Annotated in this window: 20 protein-coding genes; 14 read left to right on the top strand and 6 right to left on the bottom strand. The window is 65.1% G+C overall.

Translation table 11 applies throughout. From position 1 onward, the window contains the following. Positions 1-490, top strand: a 490-nt coding sequence (locus tag ACCC94_RS08605; protein WP_413348904.1) for a DUF3530 family protein, incomplete at its 5' end; no start/stop codon positions are given. On the opposite strand, the gene ACCC94_RS08600 is transcribed toward ACCC94_RS08605, so the two are convergent. Genes ACCC94_RS08600 through ACCC94_RS08590 form a run of 3 tightly spaced genes read right to left on the bottom strand, consistent with a single transcriptional unit; the run spans position 491 to position 2950 of the window. Beyond that, on the bottom strand, positions 491-1255 hold the full coding sequence (locus ACCC94_RS08600; RefSeq protein WP_413348903.1) for a DnaJ domain-containing protein: 765 nt from the start codon (positions 1253-1255) through the stop codon (positions 491-493). A 1-nt stretch (position 1256) separates the two neighbouring features. Next, complete coding sequence (murU, locus tag ACCC94_RS08595; RefSeq protein ID WP_413348902.1) at positions 1257-1931, bottom strand: N-acetylmuramate alpha-1-phosphate uridylyltransferase MurU; 675 nt, start codon at positions 1929-1931, stop codon at positions 1257-1259. Then, complete coding sequence (locus ACCC94_RS08590; protein ID WP_413348901.1) at positions 1928-2950, bottom strand: aminoglycoside phosphotransferase family protein; 1023 nt, start codon at positions 2948-2950, stop codon at positions 1928-1930. The genes murU and ACCC94_RS08590 overlap by 4 nt, the downstream gene beginning before the upstream one ends. Positions 2951-3079: 129 nt before the next feature. Between ACCC94_RS08590 and ACCC94_RS08585 the strand changes: the two genes are divergently transcribed. The 12 genes from ACCC94_RS08585 to ACCC94_RS08530 all read left to right on the top strand — a co-directional run bounded on the left by ACCC94_RS08585 (position 3080) and on the right by ACCC94_RS08530 (position 17835). Beyond that, positions 3080-5857 (top strand): LPS-assembly protein LptD, encoded by a 2778-nt coding sequence (locus tag ACCC94_RS08585; protein WP_413348899.1) that lies wholly within the window; start codon positions 3080-3082, stop codon positions 5855-5857. Further along, on the top strand, positions 5838-7130 hold the full coding sequence (locus ACCC94_RS08580) for a peptidylprolyl isomerase (RefSeq protein WP_413348898.1): 1293 nt from the start codon (positions 5838-5840) through the stop codon (positions 7128-7130). The genes ACCC94_RS08585 and ACCC94_RS08580 overlap by 20 nt, the downstream gene beginning before the upstream one ends. Positions 7131-7260: 130 nt before the next feature. Further along, the gene (pdxA, locus tag ACCC94_RS08575; RefSeq protein ID WP_413348896.1) at positions 7261-8253 is read left to right on the top strand and encodes a 4-hydroxythreonine-4-phosphate dehydrogenase PdxA; all 993 of its coding nucleotides are present in this window, start codon (positions 7261-7263) and stop codon (positions 8251-8253) included. A gap of 106 nt (positions 8254-8359) precedes the next feature. Further along, positions 8360-9190, top strand: coding sequence for a 16S rRNA (adenine(1518)-N(6)/adenine(1519)-N(6))-dimethyltransferase RsmA (gene rsmA / locus ACCC94_RS08570; RefSeq protein WP_413348895.1), 831 nt, complete (start codon positions 8360-8362; stop codon positions 9188-9190). After that, positions 9187-9567, top strand: coding sequence for a Co2+/Mg2+ efflux protein ApaG (gene apaG / locus ACCC94_RS08565; protein WP_413348893.1), 381 nt, complete (start codon positions 9187-9189; stop codon positions 9565-9567). The genes rsmA and apaG overlap by 4 nt, the downstream gene beginning before the upstream one ends. After that, complete coding sequence (locus ACCC94_RS08560) at positions 9567-10391, top strand: symmetrical bis(5'-nucleosyl)-tetraphosphatase (protein WP_413348892.1); 825 nt, start codon at positions 9567-9569, stop codon at positions 10389-10391. Before apaG ends, ACCC94_RS08560 begins: the two co-directional genes overlap by 1 nt. A gap of 41 nt (positions 10392-10432) precedes the next feature. Continuing rightward, positions 10433-10762, top strand: a complete 330-nt coding sequence (gene glpE, locus ACCC94_RS08555; protein ID WP_413348891.1) for a thiosulfate sulfurtransferase GlpE — start codon at positions 10433-10435, stop codon at positions 10760-10762. Positions 10763-11050: 288 nt separating this feature from the next. Continuing rightward, a complete protein-coding gene (locus ACCC94_RS08550; protein WP_017517293.1) occupies positions 11051-12973 on the top strand; it encodes a PrkA family serine protein kinase in 1923 nt (640 codons plus the stop codon). A 105-nt stretch (positions 12974-13078) separates the two neighbouring features. Beyond that, positions 13079-14350: a YeaH/YhbH family protein gene (locus ACCC94_RS08545; protein WP_088420317.1), complete on the top strand. Its 1272-nt coding sequence runs from the start codon at positions 13079-13081 to the stop codon at positions 14348-14350. Next, positions 14347-15909 (top strand): SpoVR family protein, encoded by a 1563-nt coding sequence (locus ACCC94_RS08540; RefSeq protein ID WP_413348890.1) that lies wholly within the window; start codon positions 14347-14349, stop codon positions 15907-15909. Before ACCC94_RS08545 ends, ACCC94_RS08540 begins: the two co-directional genes overlap by 4 nt. A gap of 51 nt (positions 15910-15960) precedes the next feature. Beyond that, positions 15961-16470, top strand: coding sequence for a hypothetical protein (locus ACCC94_RS08535; RefSeq protein WP_413348888.1), 510 nt, complete (start codon positions 15961-15963; stop codon positions 16468-16470). Positions 16471-16599: 129 nt separating this feature from the next. Further along, positions 16600-17835, top strand: a complete 1236-nt coding sequence (locus tag ACCC94_RS08530) for a multifunctional CCA addition/repair protein (RefSeq protein ID WP_413348887.1) — start codon at positions 16600-16602, stop codon at positions 17833-17835. Positions 17836-17957: 122 nt separating this feature from the next. On the opposite strand, the gene folK is transcribed toward ACCC94_RS08530, so the two are convergent. Continuing rightward, positions 17958-18494 carry a 2-amino-4-hydroxy-6-hydroxymethyldihydropteridine diphosphokinase gene (gene folK / locus ACCC94_RS08525; protein ID WP_413348885.1) on the bottom strand — a complete coding sequence of 179 codons (537 nt, stop codon included), beginning with the start codon at positions 18492-18494 and terminating at the stop codon, positions 17958-17960. Further along, complete coding sequence (gene folB / locus ACCC94_RS08520; protein WP_413348884.1) at positions 18485-18838, bottom strand: dihydroneopterin aldolase; 354 nt, start codon at positions 18836-18838, stop codon at positions 18485-18487. The genes folK and folB overlap by 10 nt, the downstream gene beginning before the upstream one ends. A gap of 80 nt (positions 18839-18918) precedes the next feature. On the opposite strand from folB, the gene plsY reads away from it, so the two are divergent. Continuing rightward, entirely contained in the window at positions 18919-19488 is a 570-nt protein-coding gene (gene plsY / locus ACCC94_RS08515; RefSeq protein ID WP_413348883.1) for a glycerol-3-phosphate 1-O-acyltransferase PlsY, read from the top strand. A 96-nt stretch (positions 19489-19584) separates the two neighbouring features. Here plsY and tsaD read toward each other — a convergent pair whose 3' ends face one another. Continuing rightward, complete coding sequence (gene tsaD / locus ACCC94_RS08510; protein WP_413348882.1) at positions 19585-20610, bottom strand: tRNA (adenosine(37)-N6)-threonylcarbamoyltransferase complex transferase subunit TsaD; 1026 nt, start codon at positions 20608-20610, stop codon at positions 19585-19587. Positions 20611-20664: the final 54 nt, after the last annotated feature.

The following is a 20664-nucleotide window of genomic DNA, read 5'->3' as shown; positions in this document are numbered from 1 at the left end:
GGCCAGCCCCGAGGCTCCGCCGCCGCCCACCGACCCGGTGGAGCTGCGCAAGGCCCACGCCGAGCGCGTGCTCGCGCGCATCCAGGCCGCGGTCGAACTGGCACAGCAACACAACCCGAAAACCATCGTCCTGCTCGGCCACGGTACCGGCGCCTACTGGGCAACCCGCTACCTGGGCGAGCGCACCCCAGCCGAGATCAAGAACCTGCTGCTGGTGGCGCCGGAGATGCCGCGCGACTTCAAGCCATCGCTGGACGAAACCGTGCCGCTGCTGAACCTCGCCACCGGTGACTTCTACTACAAGGACAAGGCGCCTGACGTGGCGGCCGCGAAGCTGCGCCTGCAGGCGAGCAAGCGGCAGAAGGCGCCCAACTACGTGCAGATCGGCATGAATGCCCTGCCCGCCGACCTCGGCACGGAACAGGAGCAACTCTATCGGCGCATCCGCGGCTGGCTGTCGATGCACCTGGAGCCGACCGAGCAGCCCTGATCAGCGGAAGCCGCGGCGCTGGCGGACCAGCAGGTAGGCGGCCTGGATCTCGCGGGTCTTCTGGGTGGCCGCAGCGATCCGCTCGGGGCTCGCCCCCATGCCTTCGAGCTTGTCCGGGTGGTTCTGGCTGATCAGCTTGCGGTAGGCACGCTTGATTTCTTCCGGCTCGCTCTCCACCGTCACGCCCAACAGTCGCAGCGCCGCGGTGTAGGATTCGCGCGGCGTGGCCGGCGGCCTGGGCGGCTCGGCGTTCGCCGACAGCGCGAGGACCCTGGAGCGGGAAAGCCCCAGCGATTCGCCCCACTGCAACAGCAGGTTCTTCTGCGCAGCGTTCGGCGTACCGCCCGCCCAGGCCATGCGCCAGCACGCCTGGATCAGGCCTTCGGCAGTCGCCTCCCGGCCGTGGCGCTGGCGCAGGCCAGCGTCCAGCAGGTCACCGCCCAGCTTGCCGCGGCCGAAGGCATCGATGGCCTGCCGGCGCGCCTTGTCATCCAGTTGCAGGCGTTGCATCTCGGCGCGCGCCTGCTGGATGTGCGCATCGACCACGCGACCGCGGCTCTTGGCCAGGCGACCGAGCAGCAGGAACAGCAGCTCCTGGTCGCACACCCGCGGCCCGCCGCGCAACTGATCGAGCAGGCCCCGCCAGGTGCGCGGCTTCAGGCGCCGGTCGAGCACCTGGCCCAGCAGCGCACCGAGCATGGCGCCGGGAATGCTTGCCAATGCCCAGCCGGCGATGACGCCCACCAGGGTGCCCGGCCAGAACACCTCAGCCCTCCGCCAGTTGGCGTTCGACTTCCGCCAGTCGCTCGTGGGTGCCCACGTCGATCCAGCGTCCGTGATGATGGACACCACTCACACGGCCGGCTTCCATCGCCCGCCGCAGCAGCGGCGCCAGCTTGAAGGCAGCAGGCTCGCAGCCCTCGAAAAGTTCGGGACGCAAGACGGCGATGCCGCTGTAGGTCAGGCTCGGCTGGCCATCGAGGTAATCGCTGACGCGTCCGTCCTTCAGGCAGAAATCGCCGCGGCTGTGGTGGCCGGGGTTCTCCACCAGCACCAGGTGCGCCAGGTCGCCCTCAGCCAGAGCACCGTGCAGGCCTGCATAGTCGAAGTCGGTCCAGATGTCGCCGTTGGCGATGACGAAGGCCCCGTCACCCAGCAGCGGCAACGCCTTGAAGATACCGCCACCGGTTTCCAGCGGCTCGCCCTCCGGGGAAAAGCGGATGCTGACGCCGAACGCCGAACCGTCGCCCAGGTGATCCTCGATCTGCTGGCCGAGCCAGGCGTGATTGATCACCAGTTGATCGAATCCCGCCCGGCGCAGCGCCTGCAGCTGGTACTCGATCAGCGGCACGCCGCCGGCACGCACCAGCGGCTTGGGCGTGTGCAGGGTCAGCGGGCGCAGGCGTTCGCCCTTGCCCGCGGCGAGGATCATGGCCTTCATGCGGGGTGCGTCTCGTCTTTGGGCAGGCCGGCCAGCAGCGCAGCGAGGTCGGCCAGTTCCGGTCGGCGCGCGATCACGCTTTCCAGATAACGGAAGAAGCGCGGCACATCGCCGAGATAGCGGGGCTTGCCGTCGCGATGGCAGATCCGCGCAAAAATGCCGATCACCTTCAGGTGGCGCTGGGCGCCCATCAGGTCGCTGGCGCGGAAGAAGGTCTCGAAGCTGTCCGGCAGCGGGATACCGGCGGCCTGGGCCTTGCGCCAGTAGCGCGACAGGCCGTCGTGCACGCGCGGCTCCGGCCAGCTGAGGAATGCATCCTTATATAGGCAGGTGACGTCGTAGGTCACCGGACCGTACACCGCGTCCTGGAAATCCAGGATGCCGGGGTTCGGCTCGCTGAGCATCAGGTTGCGCGGCATGTAGTCGCGGTGCACGAAGACGCGCGGCTGCTCCAGGGCGCTGTGCACCAGCAGGTCGCAGGTGCGCTCCCAGCGGGCGAGCTGTTCGCCTTCCAGTGTTACGCCCAGGTGGCGCTGCAGGTACCAGTCGGGGAACAGCTGCAGCTCGCGGCGCAGCAGGGCCTCGTCGTAGGCCGGCAAACGCTCGGCAACATCAATCCGCTGGAAGGCCACCAGGGCGTCGAGGGCATCCTCGAACAGCTCCTCGGCGTTCTGCGCGGTGAGTACATCCAGGTAGGTCTGGCGTCCCAGGTCGTCCAGCAACAGGAAACCCTGCTCGACCTCTTCGGCGAGAATCTTCGGCGCATGCACACCGGCCTCGGCCAGCAGGCCGGCGACCTGGATGAAGGGACGGACGTTCTCCTGGGGGGGCGGCGCGTCCATCACAATCAGGCTGCGGCCCTCTCCCTGCCAGCGGAAATAGCGGCGGAAACTGGCGTCGCTGCTGGCCGCGGTGAGGCTGGCCTCGGGCACCGGCCCCCAGCCCTGCGCGTTGAACACGGCGGGCAAACTCAAGTCCAACCAGCCGATCATCTGCTGGTAACGGGCATCCTGTGACATCTTTATGGGTTCTCCACGGCCCTAGCCGTTGCGCGGGTCATGCTTTATTATCCAGCATCTTTTTGAGCCCATCGAGAGGCGTGCGGTCCGCTTTGGGCCGATGGCTCGCAGGAAGCCCGGATTAACAAGATGGCAGTGAATTTCCCCGTGTTCCGTAGAAAATTCCCCTTACTGGTGACCGGTGGCCTGCTGGCTATCCAGCCGCTCGCCTCTGTGACCGCGGCACCCGGTGAGCAGTTCGCCTGCCAGCCTTCCGCGTCCGGCGCCTGGGACTGCTCCTCGCAGAGCAGCGCCAGCAGCGTACCGCGCCCACAACACGGCGCAAGCTCGGTCAGTGCCGGCGGCGCTGCCGTTGCCGCGGGCTCGAAGTCCTCGGGCAGCTCCAGCAGCGCCGGCGAAGAGCCGAAGCAACTGGTCACCGAGTCAGGCGGCCGCGGCCTGAAATCGCGCAGCAGCGACTACAGCCACCTCGACTGGATCCCGCGCGACAAGCTCACCGCTGCCCAGCAGGCGGAGATCGGTCCGTACTGCGGTGGCGAATACGTCGAGCCGGTGCGTCCGGGGATGAACGACAAGACGCCGAACGACGAGGCTCCGACCTACGTCTCGGCGAAGGTTTCCCGCTACGAGCAGGAAAAGCAGATCGCCACCCTCGCCGGTAACGTGGTCCTGCGCCAGGGCAGCATGCAGGTGGAGGCCGACGAGGCCAACCTGCACCAGGCCGAGAACCGCGGCGAGCTGGTCGGCAACGTCAAGCTGCGCGACAACGGCGCGCTGATCGTCGGCGACCACGCCGAGCTGCAACTGGACAACGGCGCGGCGAAGATCGACAACGCCGAGTACGTCATGCACCAGGCGCAGATCCGCGGCAGCGCGCTGTACGCCAAGCGCCAGGAAGACGCGATCATCCAGCTCAAGGACGGCACCTACACCCGCTGCGAACCGGGCAGCAACGCCTGGGTCGTCAAGGGCAACAACATCAAGCTGAACCCGGCTACCGGTTTCGGCACCGCGACCAACGCGACCCTGCGGGTGAAGGACATTCCGGTCTTCTACACCCCGTATATCTATTTCCCGATCGACAACCGTCGTCAGTCCGGCTTCCTGGCGCCCTCCTTCGCCAGCTCGACCGACACCGGCTTCACGCTGACCACGCCGTACTACTTCAACCTGGCGCCCAACTACGACGCCACGTTGTACCCGCACTACATGGTCAAGCGCGGCCTGCTGATGGAAGGCGAGTTCCGCTACCTGACCCACAGCAGCGAAGGCCAGGTCAACGCCGCCTACCTGAACGACAAGAACGACGACCGCAAGGACTTCCCGCAGTACACCGACACCCGTTGGCTGTACGGCTGGAAAAACGTCAGCGGCCTGGATTCGCGCGTGCTGGCGCAGGTGGACTACACCCGCATCAGCGACCCGTACTACTTCCAGGACCTGGACACCTCGCTGGGCATCGGCTCGCCGACCTACGTCAACCAGCAGGGCATCCTGACCTATCGCGGCGACAGCTACACCGCCCGCCTGAATGCACAGTCCTACCAGCTGGCGACCGTGACCGACGTCACCCCGTACGATCGCCTGCCGCAGCTCACCCTGGATGGCAAACTGCCGTTCAACCCGGGCGGCCTGAACTTCACCTACAGCACCGAGGCCGTACGCTTCGATCGCGATCTGGATGAAGGCTTCTATCGTCGTAATGAAGACGACCCGAACCTGTATGCCCGCCCGGACACCAACATCCAGGGGCTGGCTCGCGCCACCGGTGACCGCTTCCATGCCGAGCCGGGCATCAGCCTGCCGATGAATCGCAGCTGGGGCTTCCTGACCCCGACCGTGAAGGCCATGTACACCAAGTACGAACTGGACCTGGACGGCAAGGGCAAGCAGTACATCGCCAACAACCAGCCCTGGCTGAACTACGACAGCAGCCCGGATCGTTCGCTGGGTCTGGCGAAGCTCGACAGCGGCCTGTACTTCGACCGCGACACAACCTTCGGTGGCACCAAGTTCCGCCAGACCCTGGAACCGCGCGCGATGTACCTCTACGTGCCGTACAAGGACCAGGACAATCTGCCGACCTTCGATACCGGCGAGTTCACCTTCAGCTACGACTCGCTGTGGCGTGAGAACCGCTTCACCGGCCGCGACCGCATCGGCGACGCCAACCAGCTGTCCCTCGGCCTGGGCTCGCGCTTCATCGAGGACGACGGTTTCGAGCGCGCCTACATCGCCGCCGGCCAGATCTACTACTTCAGCGACCGCCGCGTACAACTGCCGGGCCTGACCGAAAACGACCTGCGTGTCAGCGGTGCGAAGAACCCGGACGCCGATACCTGGCGCTCTCCCTACGCGCTCACCGGCATCTATCGCTTCGACCATGACTGGTATGCCAGCTCGGACTTCAACTGGAACCCGAACACGCACCACACCGACAACGGCAACCTGATGTTCCACTATCAGCCCGAAGCCGATCCTCGCAAGGTGCTCAACGCCGGCTACCGCTACCGTGCGGACAGCAAGCGCTTCAACCCGAACACCGGGCAGTTCGAATACGGCAGCGACGAGTACAAGATCGAACAGCATGATTTCTCGTTCATCTGGCCGGTCCTGCCGCAGTGGGCCGCCATCGGCCGCTGGCAGTTCGACTACAACCAGAGCCGCACGCTGGAAGCCTTCGGTGGCTTCGAGTACGACAGCTGCTGCTGGAAGCTGCGCCTGATCAATCGCTACTGGGTCGACTACGACGACGACGAGTTCATCACCTCGACGTCCAAGGCCGACCGCGGTGTATTCCTTCAAATCATCTTGAAAGGCCTTGGCGGCGTGGTTGGCAACCAGGTGGAAGGCTTCCTCGACCAAGGTATCCAGGGTTATCGTCAACGTGAAGACAATGCTATGTAAGGCCCTGCGCCCGCTGATGCTGGGCGCGCTGTTGGCAAGTTCCGTCGTGCACGCCGAAGTGGTTCCGCTGGACCGTGTGGTCGCCATCGTCGACAACGACGTGGTGATGCAGAGCCAGCTCGACCAGCGCCTGCGCGAAGTCCGTGCAACCATCCAGAAGCGCGGCGCGCCGTTGCCGCCCGAGCACGTGCTGACCCAGCAGGTGCTCGAGCGCCTGATCATCGAGAACATCCAGCTGCAGATCGGCGACCGCTCCGGCGTTCGCATCACCGATGAAGAGCTGAACCAGGCCATGGGTACCATTGCCCAGCGCAACAACATGAGCCTGGATCAGTTCCGCGCCGCCCTGTCCCACGACGGCCTGTCCTACGACGAGGCCCGCGAGCAGGTGCGCCGCGAGATGATCATCAGCCGTGTGCGCCAGCGCCGCGTGGCCGAGCGCATCCAGGTCAGCGAGCAGGAAGTGCAGAACTTCCTCGCCTCCGACCTCGGCAAGATCCAGCTCTCCGAAGAGTACCGCCTGGCCAACATCCTGATCCCGGTACCCGACAGCGCCTCGCCGGAAACCGTGCAGGCTGCGGCTCGTCAGGCCCAGGAAATGTACCAGCAGCTCAAGCAGGGCGCGGACTTCGGCCAGTTGGCGGTGTCCCGCTCGGCCGGCGACAACGCGCTGGAAGGCGGCGAGATCGGCTGGCGCAAGGCCGCCCAGCTGCCCTCGCCGTTCGACAGCATGGTCGGCAGCCTGGCCGTGGGCGACGTGACCGAGCCGGTGCGCACCCCGGGCGGCTTCATCATCATCAAGCTGGAAGAGAAGCGCGGCGGCAGCAAGATGCTGCGTGACGAAGTCCACGTCCGCCATATCCTCCTCAAGCCCAGCGAGATCCGCAGCGAGGAAGAGACCCAGCGCCTGGCCGAGAAGCTCTACGAGCGCATCCAGGCTGGCGAAAGCTTCGGCGATCTGGCGAAGAAGTATTCCGAAGACCCGGGCTCCAAGCTCAACGGCGGCGACCTCAACTGGGTCGACCCGGAGTCCCTGGTACCGGAATTCCGCGAGGTGATGAACAACGCGCCGCAAGGCCAGGTTACCAAGCCGTTCCGCTCGCCGTTCGGCTGGCACGTGCTGGAAGTCCTCGGCCGTCGCGCCACCGACAGCAGCGACAAGTTCCGCGAGCAACAAGCCGCCCAGACCCTCCGCGCACGCAAGTACGACGAGGAACTGCAGGCGTGGCTGCGCCAGATCCGCGACGAAGCCTACGTCGAGATCAAGCAGTAAGCGGCGCGAGTCGCTCGAAAGAAACCCGGCCCCGGCCGGGTTTCTTTTTGCCCGCCGAAAGCTTCGAAGAACGCAGGCTTCGTCGTAGAGTAGGCCCCATCCGCTGCAGATCCTGATTCGAGATCCCCTGATGAACAGCCACCTTTTCGCCCTGACCCCCGGCGAGCCCGCCGGCATCGGTCCCGACCTCTGCCTGCTGCTGGCCCGCGAAGCGCAGCCGCATCCTCTGGTCGCCATTGCCAGCCGTGAACTGCTGGCGCAGCGCGCCGCCCTGCTCGGGCTGAACGTCAACCTGCAGGACGTCGGCCCCGGCCAGTGGCCCGACGCCGCCGCACCGGCCGGCACCCTGTATGTCTGGGACACCCCGCTGGCCGCCCCGGCCGAGCCGGGCAAGCTGAACCAGGCCAACGCCACCTACGTACTGGAAACCCTGACCCGCGCCGGCCAAGGTTGCCTGGATGGGCACTTCGCCGGAATGATCACCGCGCCGGTGCACAAGGGCGTGATCAACGAAGCCGGCATCGCTTTCTCCGGTCACACCGAATTCCTCGCCGACCTCACCCAAACCGCCCAGGTGGTGATGATGCTCGCCACCCGCGGCCTGCGCGTCGCCCTGGTGACCACCCACCTGCCGCTGCGGCAGGTCGCCGATGCGATCACCTCGGTGCGCCTGGAGCGGGTCACCCGCATCCTGCATGCCGACCTGCGCGACAAGTTCGGCCTGGCCGCCCCGCGCATCCTGGTCTGCGGCCTGAACCCCCATGCCGGCGAAGGCGGCCACCTGGGTAGCGAAGAAATCGAGATCATCGAACCCACCCTGGAGCGCCTGCGCGCCGAGGGCATGCAACTGATCGGCCCGCTGCCGGCCGACACGCTGTTCACCCCCAAGCACCTGGAGCACTGCGACGCCGTGCTGGCGATGTACCACGACCAGGGCCTTCCGGTGCTCAAGTACAAGGGCTTCGGCGCGGCGGTGAACGTGACGCTGGGCCTGCCGATCATCCGCACCTCGGTGGATCACGGCACCGCGCTGGACCTGGCCGGCACCGGCCGGATCGACAGCGGCAGCCTGCAGGTCGCACTGGAAACGGCCTACCAGATGGCCGAAGCCGCCAGCCGTTAGCCGCACGCGACAAGCGGCAGGCGGTGTCAGCTGGTAAACTTTGCCCCTTTGAACACCGCTTTGGCTCTGGCTTGTCGCTTGCAGCTTGAAGCCTGGAGCCGCATCTATGTCGTCCGAACTCTTCCAGCACCGCGCCCGTAAACGCTTCGGGCAGAACTTCCTGCATGACGCCGGGGTGATTCACAAGATCCTGCGCGCCATCGCCGCCAAGGAAGGCCAGCACCTGCTGGAAATCGGTCCGGGCCAGGGCGCCCTGACCGAAGGCCTTGTGGACAGCAATGCGAAGCTCGACGTGATCGAGCTCGACCTCGACCTGATCCCGCAACTGAAGTATCGCTTCGGCCTGAAGCCCAACTTCAGCCTGCACCAGGGCGATGCCATGAAGTTCGACTTCTCCAGCCTCGTCGCGTCTCCCGAGGACAAGCTGCGCGTGGTCGGCAACCTGCCCTACAACATCTCCACGCCGTTGATCTTCCACCTCCTGGACCACGCCTCGCTGATTCAGGACATGCACTTCATGCTGCAGAAGGAAGTGGTGGAGCGCCTGGCCGCCGAGCCGGGCAACGGCGACTGGGGCCGCCTGTCGATCATGGTGCAGTACTTCTGCCGCGTGGATTACCTGTTCACCGTCGGCCCCGGCGCGTTCAACCCGCCGCCCAAGGTCGAGTCGGCCATCGTGCGCCTGGTGCCCTACGCTGAGCCGCCACATCCGGCCAAGGACCACCGCGTTCTCGAACGCATCGTCCGCGAAGCCTTCAACCAGCGCCGCAAGACGCTGCGCAACACCCTGCGCACGCTGATGAGCGTCGAGGACATCGAGGCCGCCGGCGTCGATCCGACCCTGCGCCCCGAACAGCTGAGCGTCGCCGACTTCGTGAGCCTGGCCAACCGCTACAGCGCCACCCACCCGGAAGCCGAACAAGAGCCGTCCGCATGAGCGATCCGCGCTATCAGGTCAGCGTCAGCGTCACCACCCGCCACCTGCCCGAGCAATCCCAGCCGGAGCAGCAGCGCTACGTGTTCGCCTATACCGTGACCATCCACAACCACGGCGAGCTGGCCGCCAAGCTGCTGACCCGCCACTGGATCATCACCGACGGCGACGGCCACGTGCAGGAAGTGCGCGGCGCCGGCGTGGTCGGCGAAAAGCCGTTGATCGAACCGGGCGCCAGCCACACCTACACCAGCGGTACCGTGATGGCCACCAAGGTCGGCAGCATGCATGGCAGCTACCAGATGGTCGCCACCGACGGTCACCACTTCGAGGCCGAGATCCCGGCCTTCCGCCTCGCCGTACCGGGGGCGCTGCACTGATGGCCACCTATGCCGTCGGCGACCTGCAGGGCTGCCTGGAGCCGCTCAAGTGTCTGCTCGAGCAGGTGAAGTTCGATCCGGCCCAGGACAAGCTGTGGCTGGTTGGCGACCTGGTCAACCGCGGCCCGGCGTCGCTGGAGACCCTGCGCTTCCTTTATGCCATGCGTGATTCGCTGGTCTGCGTGCTCGGCAACCACGACCTGCACCTGATCGCCGTGGCCTGCAACGCCGAACGCCTGAAGAAGAACGACACCCTGCGCGAGATCGTCGAGGCGCCGGACTGCGCGCAACTGATCGAATGGCTGCGGCAGATGCCGCTGATCCATCACGACGCCCAGCGCGACATCACCCTGGTGCACGCCGGCATCCCGCCGCAATGGACCGTCGAGAAGGCACTGCTGCGCGCCGCCGAGGTCGAGAAGGCCCTGCGCGACGACAGCCAGTTGCCGATGTTCCTCGACGGCATGTACGGCAACGAGCCGGCCAAGTGGGACAAGAAGCTGCACGGCATCGAACGCCTGCGGGTGATCACCAACTACTTCACGCGCATGCGCTTCTGCACGCCCGACGGCAAACTCGACCTGAAATCCAAGGAAGGCCTGGACGCCGCCCCGCCCGGCTACGCCCCCTGGTTCAGCTATGCCGAGCGCAAGGCCGCCGGGCGCAAGATCATCTTCGGCCACTGGGCCGCACTGGAAGGCCGGTGTGACGTCCCCGGCCTGTTCGCTCTCGACACCGGCTGCGTGTGGGGCGGCAGCATGACGCTGATGAACGTCGATACCCTCGAGCGCATCCACTGCAGCTGCGCCGATAAACCAGAATGATTGCAGCGGGGCCGAAGGCCCCGCGCCTTGCGAGGTAACCCATGAGCGATTTCAAACGCATTGCCCCCGACCGGGCCCAGGAATTGCGCGAAAGCGGCGCCCAGGTCGTCGACATCCGCGACCCGCAAAGCTACGCGACGGGCCACATCAGCGGCTCCCGGCACATCGACAACCACTCGGTAGCAGACTTCATCCGCGAAGCCGACATGGATGCACCGCTGGTCGTGGTCTGCTACCACGGCAACTCCAGCCAGAGCGCAGCGGCCTATTTCGTCCAGCAGGGATTCTCCGAGGTCTACAGCCTCGACGGCGGCTTCGAACTGTGGCGCAGCGTCTATCCCGCGGATACCAGCGCTGGCGAAGCTGACTGAAAGCCCCTACGAAAGGGGCGGATTAGCCCCTTCAAAAAATCTGTAACTTCTCGCGCTTTCGTCCTTTACACATCAAAGAACGAACTATCCTTTCCCTCAGGCCATCCAAAAAAGGGAGAGCCGGCACACCGGCTTCCGGCTAATCGGCAGTGACCATTGGGGGCGGATCAGGGCAGAGGCCAGGTTCCGTTGGAGTTCTGGGGGATTCTCGCCGGCAGCGCTGGCAGCCCGACCGCACCCGCACAGACCGATCCGGCGCCGGCTCCATGCATCGAGCGAGGAGACGTCATGAGCATTTTCAGTCACTTCCAGGAACGCTTCGAAGCGACCCGCCAAGAGGAATACTCCCTCCAGGAGTATCTGGACATCTGCAAGCAGGACAAGATTGCCTATGCCACCGCCGCCGAGCGGATGCTGATGGCCATCGGCGAGCCTGAACTACTCGACACATCCGTCGATTCCCGCCTGTCGCGGATCTTCTCCAACAAGGTGATTCGCCGCTACCCGGCCTTTGCCGACTTCCATGGCATGGAAGAGTGCATCGACCAGATCGTTTCCTTCTTCCGCCACGCCGCCCAAGGCCTGGAAGAGAAGAAACAGATCCTTTACCTGCTGGGCCCGGTCGGCGGCGGCAAATCCTCCCTCGCCGAGAAGCTCAAGCAACTGATGGAGCACGTGCCGTTCTACGCCATCAAGGGCTCACCGGTGTTCGAATCGCCCCTGGGGCTGTTCAATCCGGATGAAGACGGCGCCATCCTCGAAGAGGATTACGGCATCCCGCGGCGCTACCTGCGCTCGGTGATGTCACCCTGGGCGACCAAGCGCCTCAACGAATTCGGCGGCGACATCAGCCAGTTCCGCGTGGTCAAGCTGCACCCCTCGATCCTCAACCAGATCGCCATCGCCAAGACCGAACCGGGCGACGAGAACAACCAGGACATCTCCGCACTGGTCGGCAAGGTGGATATCCGCAAGCTGGAAGAATTCCCGCAGAACGACGCCGACGCCTACAGCTACTCGGGCGCCCTGTGCCGGGCCAACCAGGGCCTGATGGAATTCGTCGAGATGTTCAAGGCGCCGATCAAGGTCCTGCACCCCTTGCTCACCGCAACCCAGGAAGGCAACTACAACAGCACCGAAGGCCTCGGTTCGCTGCCCTACAGCGGCATCATCCTCGCCCACTCCAACGAATCGGAATGGCACAGCTTCCGCAACAACAAGAACAATGAGGCCTTCATCGACCGGATCTACATCGTCAAGGTGCCGTACTGCCTGCGCGTCTCCGACGAGATCAAGATCTACGACAAGCTGCTGATCAACAGCTCCCTGGCGCACGCCCACTGCGCGCCGGACACCCTGAAGATGCTCTCGCAGTTCTCCGTGCTGTCGCGCCTGAAGGAGCCGGAAAACTCCAATATCTACTCGAAGATGCGCGTCTACGACGGCGAAAACCTCAAGGACACCGATCCCAAGGCCAAGTCGATCCAGGAATACCGCGACACCGCTGGCGTGGACGAAGGCATGTCGGGGCTTTCCACCCGCTTCGCCTTCAAGATCCTCTCCAAGGTGTTCAACTTCGACCCGCATGAAGTGGCCGCCAACCCGGTGCACCTGCTCTACGTGCTGGAGCAGCAGATCGAGCAGGAGCAGTTCCCGCCGGAAACCCGCGAGCGTTACCTGCGCTTCCTGAAGGAATACCTGGCGCCGCGCTACGTCGAGTTCATCGGCAAGGAAATCCAGACCGCGTATCTGGAGTCCTACAGCGAGTATGGCCAGAACATCTTCGACCGCTACGTGCTGTACGCCGACTTCTGGATCCAGGACCAGGAATACCGCGACCCGGAAACCGGCGAAATCCTCAACCGCGCCGCCCTCAACGAGGAGCTGGAGAAGATCGAGAAACCGGCGGGCATCAGCAACCCGAAGGATTTCCGCAACGAGATCGTCAACTTCGTGCTGCGCGCCCGCGCCGGCAACAACGGCAAGAACCCCAGCTGGCTGTCGTACGAGAAGCTGCGCGTGGTGATCGAGAAGAAAATGTTCTCCAACACCGAGGACCTGCTGCCGGTCATCAGCTTCAACGCCAAGGCGAGCAAGGAGGATCAGCAGAAGCACAACGACTTCGTCAAACGCATGGTCGAGCGCGGCTACACCGAGAAGCAGGTGCGCCTGCTGTCGGAATGGTATCTGCGGGTTCGCAAGTCGCAGTAGTCTGCCATCGGCGCGGCGGCATTCCCCGCCGCGCCGGTCGCCGTCGCATTCGGACCTGTCCGGGGCGGCTCCAAGCCGCTGCGCAGCAGGCCCTGAGGAGCATTCATGAGCTACGTCATCGACCGGCGTCTGAACGGCAAGAACAAGAGCACGGTGAATCGCCAGCGCTTCCTGCGGCGTTACCGTGAGCACATCAAGAAGGCCGTCGAAGAAGCCGTCAGCCGCCGCTCCATCACCGACATGGAACACGGCGAGCAGATCAGTATTCCTGGCCGCGATATCGACGAGCCGGTCCTGCACCATGGCCGTGGCGGTCGCCAGACGGTGATCCACCCCGGCAACAAGGAATTCACCACCGGCGAACATATCCCGCGCCCCCAGGGCGGCGGCGGTGGCCGTGGTGCCGGCAAGGCGAGCAACCAGGGCGACGGGATGGATGACTTCGTCTTCCAGATCACCCAGGAGGAATTCCTCGACTTCATGTTCGAGGACCTGGAGCTGCCCAACCTGGTCAAGCGCCACCTCACCGGCAGCGACACCTTCAAGACCGTGCGCGCCGGTATCAGCAACGAGGGCAACCCCTCGCGCATCAACATCGTGCGCACCCTGCGCTCGGCCCACGCGCGGCGCATCGCGCTGTCCGGCTCCACCCGCGGCAAGCTGCGCGCGGCGCTGGCGGAGCTCGATCGGCTGAAGCGCGAGGAACCGGACAACCTGGGCGATATCCAGGAACTGGAGCAGAAGATCGCCGCCATGCGCGCGCGCATCGACAAGGTGCCGTTCCTCGACACCTTCGACCTCAAGTACAACCTGCTGGTGAAGCAGCCCAACCCGACTTCGAAGGCGGTGATGTTCTGCCTGATGGACGTCTCCGGCTCCATGACCCAGGCCACCAAGGACATCGCCAAGCGCTTCTTCATCCTTCTCTACCTGTTCCTCAAGCGGAATTACGAGAAGATCGAGGTGGTGTTCATCCGCCACCACACCAGCGCCCGCGAGGTGGACGAGGAAGAGTTCTTCTATTCCCGCGAGACCGGCGGGACCATCGTCTCCAGCGCCCTGAAACTGATGCAGGAGGTGATGGTCGAGCGTTACCCCACCAATGAATGGAACATCTACGCCGCCCAGGCTTCGGACGGCGACAACTGGAACGACGACTCGCCGGTCTGCCGCGACATCCTGATGAAGCAGATCATGCCGTTCGTCCAGTACTACACCTACGTCGAGATCACCCCCCGCGAACACCAGGCGCTGTGGTTCGAGTACGACAAGATCCGCGAAACCTTCGAGGACAGTTTCTCCCAGCAGCAGATCGTCTCCGCCTCGGACATCTACCCGGTGTTCCGCGAGCTGTTCCAGAGGAGGCTCGTCGCATGAGCAAGCGCCAGCCGATCGCCACCGGCTCGGAGTGGACCTTCGAGCTGATCCAGCAATACGACCGCGAGATCAGCCGTCTCGCCGAGCGCTACGCGCTGGACACCTACCCCAACCAGATCGAGGTGATCACCGCCGAGCAGATGATGGATGCCTACGCCTCCGTCGGCATGCCCATCGGTTACAACCACTGGTCCTACGGCAAGCACTTCCTCAGCACGGAAAAGAACTACAAGCGCGGCCAGATGGGCCTCGCCTACGAGATCGTGATCAACTCCGACCCGTGCATCGCCTACCTGATGGAAGAGAACACCCAGTGCATGCAGGCGCTGGTGATCGCCCACGCCTGCTACGGACACAACAGTTTCTTCAAGGGCAACTACCTGTTCCGCACCTGGACCGACGCCACCTCGATCATCGACTACCTGGTGTTCGCCAAGTCCTACATCAACAAGTGCGAGGAGCGTTACGGCATCGACGCCGTGGAAGACCTGCTGGACTCCTGCCACGCCCTGATGAACTACGGCGTGGACCGCTACAAGCGGCCCTATCCGATCTCCGCGGAAGAAGAGAAGCAGCGCCAGAAGGAGCGCGAGGAGCAGATCCAGCGCCAGGTCAACGACCTCTGGCGGACCATTCCCAAGGCCACCGGCAAGGACAAGGAACAGGGCCTGGCGCGCTACCCGAGCGAGCCGCAGGAAAACATCCTCTATTTCATCGAGAAGAACGCCCCGCTGCTCGAGCCCTGGCAGCGCGAAGTGGTGCGCATCGTGCGCAAGGTCGCGCAGTACTTCTATCCGCAGCGCCAGACCCAGGTAATGAACGAAGGCTGGGCGACCTTCTGGCACTACACGCTGATCAATGACCTCTACGACGAAGGCCTGGTCAGCGACGGCTTCATGATGGAGTTCCTCCAGTACCACACCAGCGTGGTCTACCAGCCCGGCTTCGACAGCCCCTACTACAGCGGCATCAACCCCTATGCGCTGGGTTTCGCCATGTACCGCGACATCCGCCGCATCTGCGAGAACCCCACCGAGGAAGACAAGCGCTGGTTCCCGGACATCGCCGGCAGCGACTGGCTGGCCACCATCAAGTTCGCCATGAAGAGCTTCAAGGACGAGAGCTTCGTCCTGCAGTTCCTCTCGCCCAAGGTGATCCGCGAGTTCAAGCTGTTCAGCATCCTCGACGACGACCAGAAGGACGACATGCTGGTCGACGCCATCCACGACGACGACGGTTACCGCAAGATCCGCGAAACCCTGGCCGCCCAGTACAACCTCGGCAACCGCGAGCCGAACGTGCAGATCTGGGACGTCGACCGCCGCGGCGACCGCTCGCTGACCCTGCGCCACCAGCAGCACGACCGCAAACCCCTGGGCGAATCCACCGACGACGTGCTCAAGCACCTGCACCGCCTGTGGGGCTTCGACATCCACCTGGAGACCCTGCAGGGCGAGAACATCGTCAATACCTTCCACATGCCCCCAAAGGGTGAACGCGACAGCGAGGAGGGCTACCCGCGTCTCGACCTGATCATTCCCACCCATTTGATCGGTTGACCGCCGGGAATGGGCGCGACAAGCATGGCGGTAACCCCGCTGGAGACCGCCATGCGTCTGTTCGCCATTCTCCTGCTCTGCCTTGCTGTCGCGACTTGCAGCAACCCCGTTCCCCACGCCCAGGTCGCGCATCCCGCCGATGCGCGCCTGGTGGGGCTGCGCGATTTCCAGCTGATGCCACCGGAAAACGCCGTCGATGCCCTGCCCTACCGCAGCCGTTATCCGCTGATCAACGCCCAGGTCCGCCAGGGCCTGATCGAGCGCGGTTACCGCGAAAGCGCCGCACCGCAGTTGCGCGTCTACTACTGGCTGGCGCTTCAGGATGCACCGCTGGAATTCAAGGTCGACACGCCGCCGCCGAATCCGCTCGGCCCCTACCTCGCTATCCACCGCCTGCGCGATGAAACCGGCACCCTGCGCCTGCGCCTGACCGACGCCCAGGAACAGACGCTCTGGGAAGGCACCGTCAGCACCGGCCTGAGCCCCGCGCACTCCAGCAGTGCCTTGCTCCAAGACGCCATCGGTGCGCTGGTCCAGCAAATTCCCTCCGCTGCGCCGTAATCCCACAGCCCTACGAAAATCCCGACCACATCTGTAGGAGCGAGCTTGCTCGCGAACCGCGCCCAGCACCCCAGCTTGAAGCTAACGCACAGAACCCCGAAGCTATCCCCCAGAACAGGAGACAGCTTCATGCAGATCTACAAGGTGGGCGGCGCCGTGCGCGACCGCCTGCTCGGCATCCCCTTCAGCGACACCGACTGGGTAGTGGTCGGCGCCAGCGCCGACGAGATGCTCGCCCAGGGCTACCGCCCGGTCGGCGCCGACTTCCCAGTCTTCCTCCACCCGAAGACCGGCGAGGAATACGCCCTCGCCCGCACCGAACGCAAAAGCGGGCGCGGCTACGGCGGTTTCACCTTCTACGCCAGCCCAGACGTCACCCTCGAAGAGGACCTGATCCGCCGCGACCTGACCATCAACGCCATGGCCGAGGACGATGATGGCCAGGTCATCGACCCCTACCACGGCCAGGAAGACCTCGAAGCCCGCCAGCTGCGCCACGTCTCCCTGGCCTTCGCCGAAGACCCGCTGCGCGTGCTGCGCGTCGCCCGCTTCGCCGGGCGCTATGCCCCGCTGGGCTTCAGCGTGGCGCCGGAAACCCTGGCGCTGATGCGCGAGCTGTCCGAATCCGGCGAACTGGAAGCGTTGACCGCCGAACGCAGCTGGAAGGAAATCTCCCGCGCCCTGATGGAATCGCGCCCCGACGTGTTCATCCAGGTCCTGCGCAACTGCGGCGCCCTGGCCGTGCTGATGCCGGAAGTCGACGCGCTGTTCGGCGTGCCGCAACCACCGCAGCATCATCCGGAAGTGGATACCGGCGAGCACGTGCTGGCCGTCCTGCGTGAATGCGCCAAGCATGACCAGCCGCTGAGCGTGCGCTGGGCCTGCCTGGTGCATGACGTGGGCAAGGGTGAAACTCGCGAGGAGGAATGGCCCAAGCACCACGCCCATGAACACCTGGGCCTGCCACTGATCGACGCGATCAACGCCCGCTTCAAGGTCCCGCGTGACTGCCAGGAGCTGGCGCGGCTGGTAGGCGAGTACCACACCCACTGTCACCGAGCACTCGAGCTGCGGCCGAATACCCTCCTGGAGTTGCTGCAGTCCTTCGACGTCTACCGCCGGCCACAGCGCTTCGAGGAATTCATCGCCGCCAGCGAAATGGACGCCCGTGGCCGGCATGGGCTGGAGGAGCGTGCTTATCCACAGGCCGATTACCTGCGCGGCGCGGCGCAGGCCGCCCGCGCGGTCGCGGTGCAGCCACTGCTGGAGAAGGGATACAAGGGCGCCGAGCTGGGCGAAGCGCTCAAGCGCGAGCGCCTGGCGGCCTTGAAGGTCTATAAGGAAAGCCAGTCAACCGTGGATTAATCCTGTAGGAGCGAGCTTGCTCGCGAACCCGCCCAGCGCTTGAGTCGCCGGATAGATTGTTCGCGAGCAAGCTCGCTCCTACAAAAGACTGGCTCGGTGCCCAATAGGACACTGGCGCAAGATCAAGCCGCCGGATGCGCTGCGATCAGCGCCGCCGGCGTAAGCTCCACACCGCGCCACTGGAAGGGCACCGGCCAGAGCTTCTGCTCGATGCGCGAGTCCGCCCAGAGCTCGGAGAAGGAACGCTGCACCGCCGGATGCTTCGCCTCGGGCGCCAGCAATGCCAGCGGCCAGAGCACGAAGGCGTTCTTCAGCACCTCGGCGCGCGGCAGCGTCAGGCCGTCGAACTCGCCGTGCAGGTCGCCGTACAGCAACACGTCGATATCCAGCGGCAGGCCCTTGCGCTCCGGCGCATAGCGGCCATTGTCCGCCTCGATGTGCTTGAGCCGCAGGCTCAGCTCCGCCAGCGCCAGCTCGGTGCGCGCGACGATCACGAAGTTGTAGAAGGGGCCGCTGCGAATGCCCACCGGCTCGCTCTCGAACACCGGCGAGCAGCGGATGTCCTCGAGGAAAGCGTCCAGCGCTTCCAGCCCGGCGAGCAGATGGCGCTCGCGCTCGAAATTGCTGCCAAGCCCGAGGTAGACCGTCGTCAGCGGCATCCGCGTTCGATCTCCACACCCACGCCGATGGCCGCCGCAACGGCGCCGGGCTTGGTGACTTTCAGGCGCAGCCACTTGATGCCGAACTCCGCCATCAGCAGCTCGGCCAGGCGCTCGGCGAAGGTTTCCACCAGCTGGAAGTGCGCGTCACGGGCAAATGCCATGACCCGCTCGGAGAGCACGGCGTAGTCCAGGGCCTTGGCGATATCGTCGTCGGCCGCCGCCGGGCGGTTGTCCCAGCCCAGCGTCAGGTCCAGGCGCAGGCACTGCCGGATACCCCGTTCCCAGTCGTAGACGCCTATCACGGTGTCCACTTCCAGCCCCTCGATGAAAACTCTGTCCACTGACTGCATGCTCCAAGGCGACACGACAAGCGGCCGGCGCCCCGTTAGAATCGGAAACGACCTCGTCTCCGGTGGAAACCATGTTCTGGTTCTTGGCGATCCTCGCCTACCTGCTCGGATCACTGTCCTTCGCGGTACTCCTCAGTCGCCTGTTCGGCACCGCCGACCCGCGCGCCAGCGGCTCGGGCAACCCCGGCGCCACCAACATGCTGCGCCTGGCCGGCAGGAAGATCGCCATCCTCACCCTGCTCGGCGATCTCGCCAAGGGGCTGCTGCCGGTGCTCATCGCCCGCCTGATCGGCCTGTCCGACATGGAGCAGGCCTGGGTCGGGCTGGCAGCGGTGATCGGCCACCTCTACCCGCTGTATTTCAACTTTCGCGGCGGCAAGGGTGTCGCCACCGCCGCCGGCATGCTGCTGGCGCTATACCCGCCGGCCGCCCTGCTCGCGGCAATCGCCTGGCTGGTGACTTTCAAGCTGTCACGCACCAGCTCGCTGGCGTCCCTGGTCGCCACGCCGCTGACCTTGCCGCTGCTGGCCTGGCAGGAGCCTTCGGCGCTGCTGCCGATGACCGTGCTTACCGGCCTGATCGTCTGGCGTCACCGCAGCAACCTGCGCGACCTGATCGCCGGGCGCGAGCGTCATTTCTAGTAAAAAAGCAGCTTCAAGCCATAAGCGGTAAGCTGCAAGCAAAAGCCGCAAAGTGCCGCTTGTAGCTTGAAGCTTGTCGCTTTCAGCTCCCCGGCTTCAGACGGCCGGCAGCGACTCCATTGGCCAACGCGCCTGGACGCCGATGGCCGGACCGTCCCGCTGCCCGGCCAACAGCCGCTGGCAGCCAGCATAGGCGATCATCGCGCCGTTATCGGTGCAGAAACGCGGGCGGGCGTAGAACACCTGGCCCTTCATCTCGCCGAGCATCTTCTCCAGATGCTGGCGCAGCGCCTGGTTGGCGCTTACGCCACCGGCGATCACCAGGCTCTTCAGGTGAGTCTGCTTGAGCGCGCGCTTGCATTTGATGGTCAGGGTCTCGACCACTGCCGTCTGGAACGCCAGGGCAATGTCGCAGCGGGTCTGTTCGCTGTCGTCACCTTCGGCGACGCAGCGCTGCCAGGTATTCAGGGCAAAGGTCTTGAGGCCGCTGAAACTGAAATCCAGGCCCGGACGATCGGTCATCGGCCGCGGGAAGACGAAGCGACCCGCCGTGCCGCTCGCGGCCAGGCGCGCGATCTCCGGACCACCGGGATAGGCGAGGCCCAGCAGCTTGGCGGTCTTGTCGAAGGCTTCGCCGGCAGCATCGTCCACCGACTCGCCGAGCACCTGGTACTGGCCGATGCCATCCACCCGCACCAACTGGGTGTGGCCGCCGGACACCAGCAAGGCGACGAACGGAAACTGCGGCGGCTGCTCTTCGAGCATCGGCGCCAGCAGGTGACCTTCCATATGGTGCACGCCGACGGCCGGTATGCCCCAGGCGAACGCCATGGCCTGGGCGCAGGAGGCGCCGACCAGCAGCGCGCCCACCAGGCCGGGGCCGGCGGTATAGGCGATGGCGTCGATGTCTTCGGCGGTGCGGCCGGACTCCGCCAGCACCTGGCGAATCAGCGGCAGCATGCGCTTGACGTGATCACGGGAGGCCAGCTCGGGCACCACACCGCCGTATACGCGGTGCAGGTCGATCTGGCTGAACAGCGCGTCGGCCAGCAGGCCCTTTTCGCTGTCGTACAGGGCGACGCCGGTCTCGTCGCAGGAGGTTTCCAACCCCAGCACTAGCATGGGTTTGAGCCTTTACTCTGGGCAAAATTGAAGCCGCGCATCATAATCGCCGGC

The sequence above is a fragment of the Pseudomonas sp. Pseusp97 genome (assembly GCF_047304025.1).
Lineage (GTDB): Bacteria > Pseudomonadota > Gammaproteobacteria > Pseudomonadales > Pseudomonadaceae > Pseudomonas.
The sequence above is the reverse complement of the archived record's forward strand: the minus strand, read 5'-3'. Positions and strand labels throughout refer to the sequence as shown.

Bases quoted from the DNA above. Each gene is read 5' to 3' on its own strand.
- ACCC94_RS08535 (WP_413348888.1), top strand. From the start codon at position 15,961: ATGCGTCTGTTCGCCATTCTCCTGCTCTGCCTTGCTGTCGCGACTTGC.
- ACCC94_RS08540 (WP_413348890.1), top strand. From the start codon at position 14,347: ATGAGCAAGCGCCAGCCGATCGCCACCGGCTCGGAGTGGACCTTCGAG.
- ACCC94_RS08550 (WP_017517293.1), top strand. From the start codon at position 11,051: ATGAGCATTTTCAGTCACTTCCAGGAACGCTTCGAAGCGACCCGCCAA.
- folK (WP_413348885.1), bottom strand. From the start codon at position 18,494: ATGCCGCTGACGACGGTCTACCTCGGGCTTGGCAGCAATTTCGAGCGC.
- apaG (WP_413348893.1), top strand. From the start codon at position 9,187: ATGAGCGATCCGCGCTATCAGGTCAGCGTCAGCGTCACCACCCGCCAC.
- ACCC94_RS08545 (WP_088420317.1), top strand. From the start codon at position 13,079: ATGAGCTACGTCATCGACCGGCGTCTGAACGGCAAGAACAAGAGCACG.
- tsaD (WP_413348882.1), bottom strand. From the start codon at position 20,610: ATGCTAGTGCTGGGGTTGGAAACCTCCTGCGACGAGACCGGCGTCGCC.
- ACCC94_RS08530 (WP_413348887.1), top strand. From the start codon at position 16,600: ATGCAGATCTACAAGGTGGGCGGCGCCGTGCGCGACCGCCTGCTCGGC.
- murU (WP_413348902.1), bottom strand. From the start codon at position 1,931: ATGAAGGCCATGATCCTCGCCGCGGGCAAGGGCGAACGCCTGCGCCCG.
- plsY (WP_413348883.1), top strand. From the start codon at position 18,919: ATGTTCTGGTTCTTGGCGATCCTCGCCTACCTGCTCGGATCACTGTCC.
- pdxA (WP_413348896.1), top strand. From the start codon at position 7,261: ATGAACAGCCACCTTTTCGCCCTGACCCCCGGCGAGCCCGCCGGCATC.
- ACCC94_RS08590 (WP_413348901.1), bottom strand. From the start codon at position 2,950: ATGTCACAGGATGCCCGTTACCAGCAGATGATCGGCTGGTTGGACTTG.
- ACCC94_RS08585 (WP_413348899.1), top strand. From the start codon at position 3,080: ATGGCAGTGAATTTCCCCGTGTTCCGTAGAAAATTCCCCTTACTGGTG.
- rsmA (WP_413348895.1), top strand. From the start codon at position 8,360: ATGTCGTCCGAACTCTTCCAGCACCGCGCCCGTAAACGCTTCGGGCAG.
- ACCC94_RS08560 (WP_413348892.1), top strand. From the start codon at position 9,567: ATGGCCACCTATGCCGTCGGCGACCTGCAGGGCTGCCTGGAGCCGCTC.
- glpE (WP_413348891.1), top strand. From the start codon at position 10,433: ATGAGCGATTTCAAACGCATTGCCCCCGACCGGGCCCAGGAATTGCGC.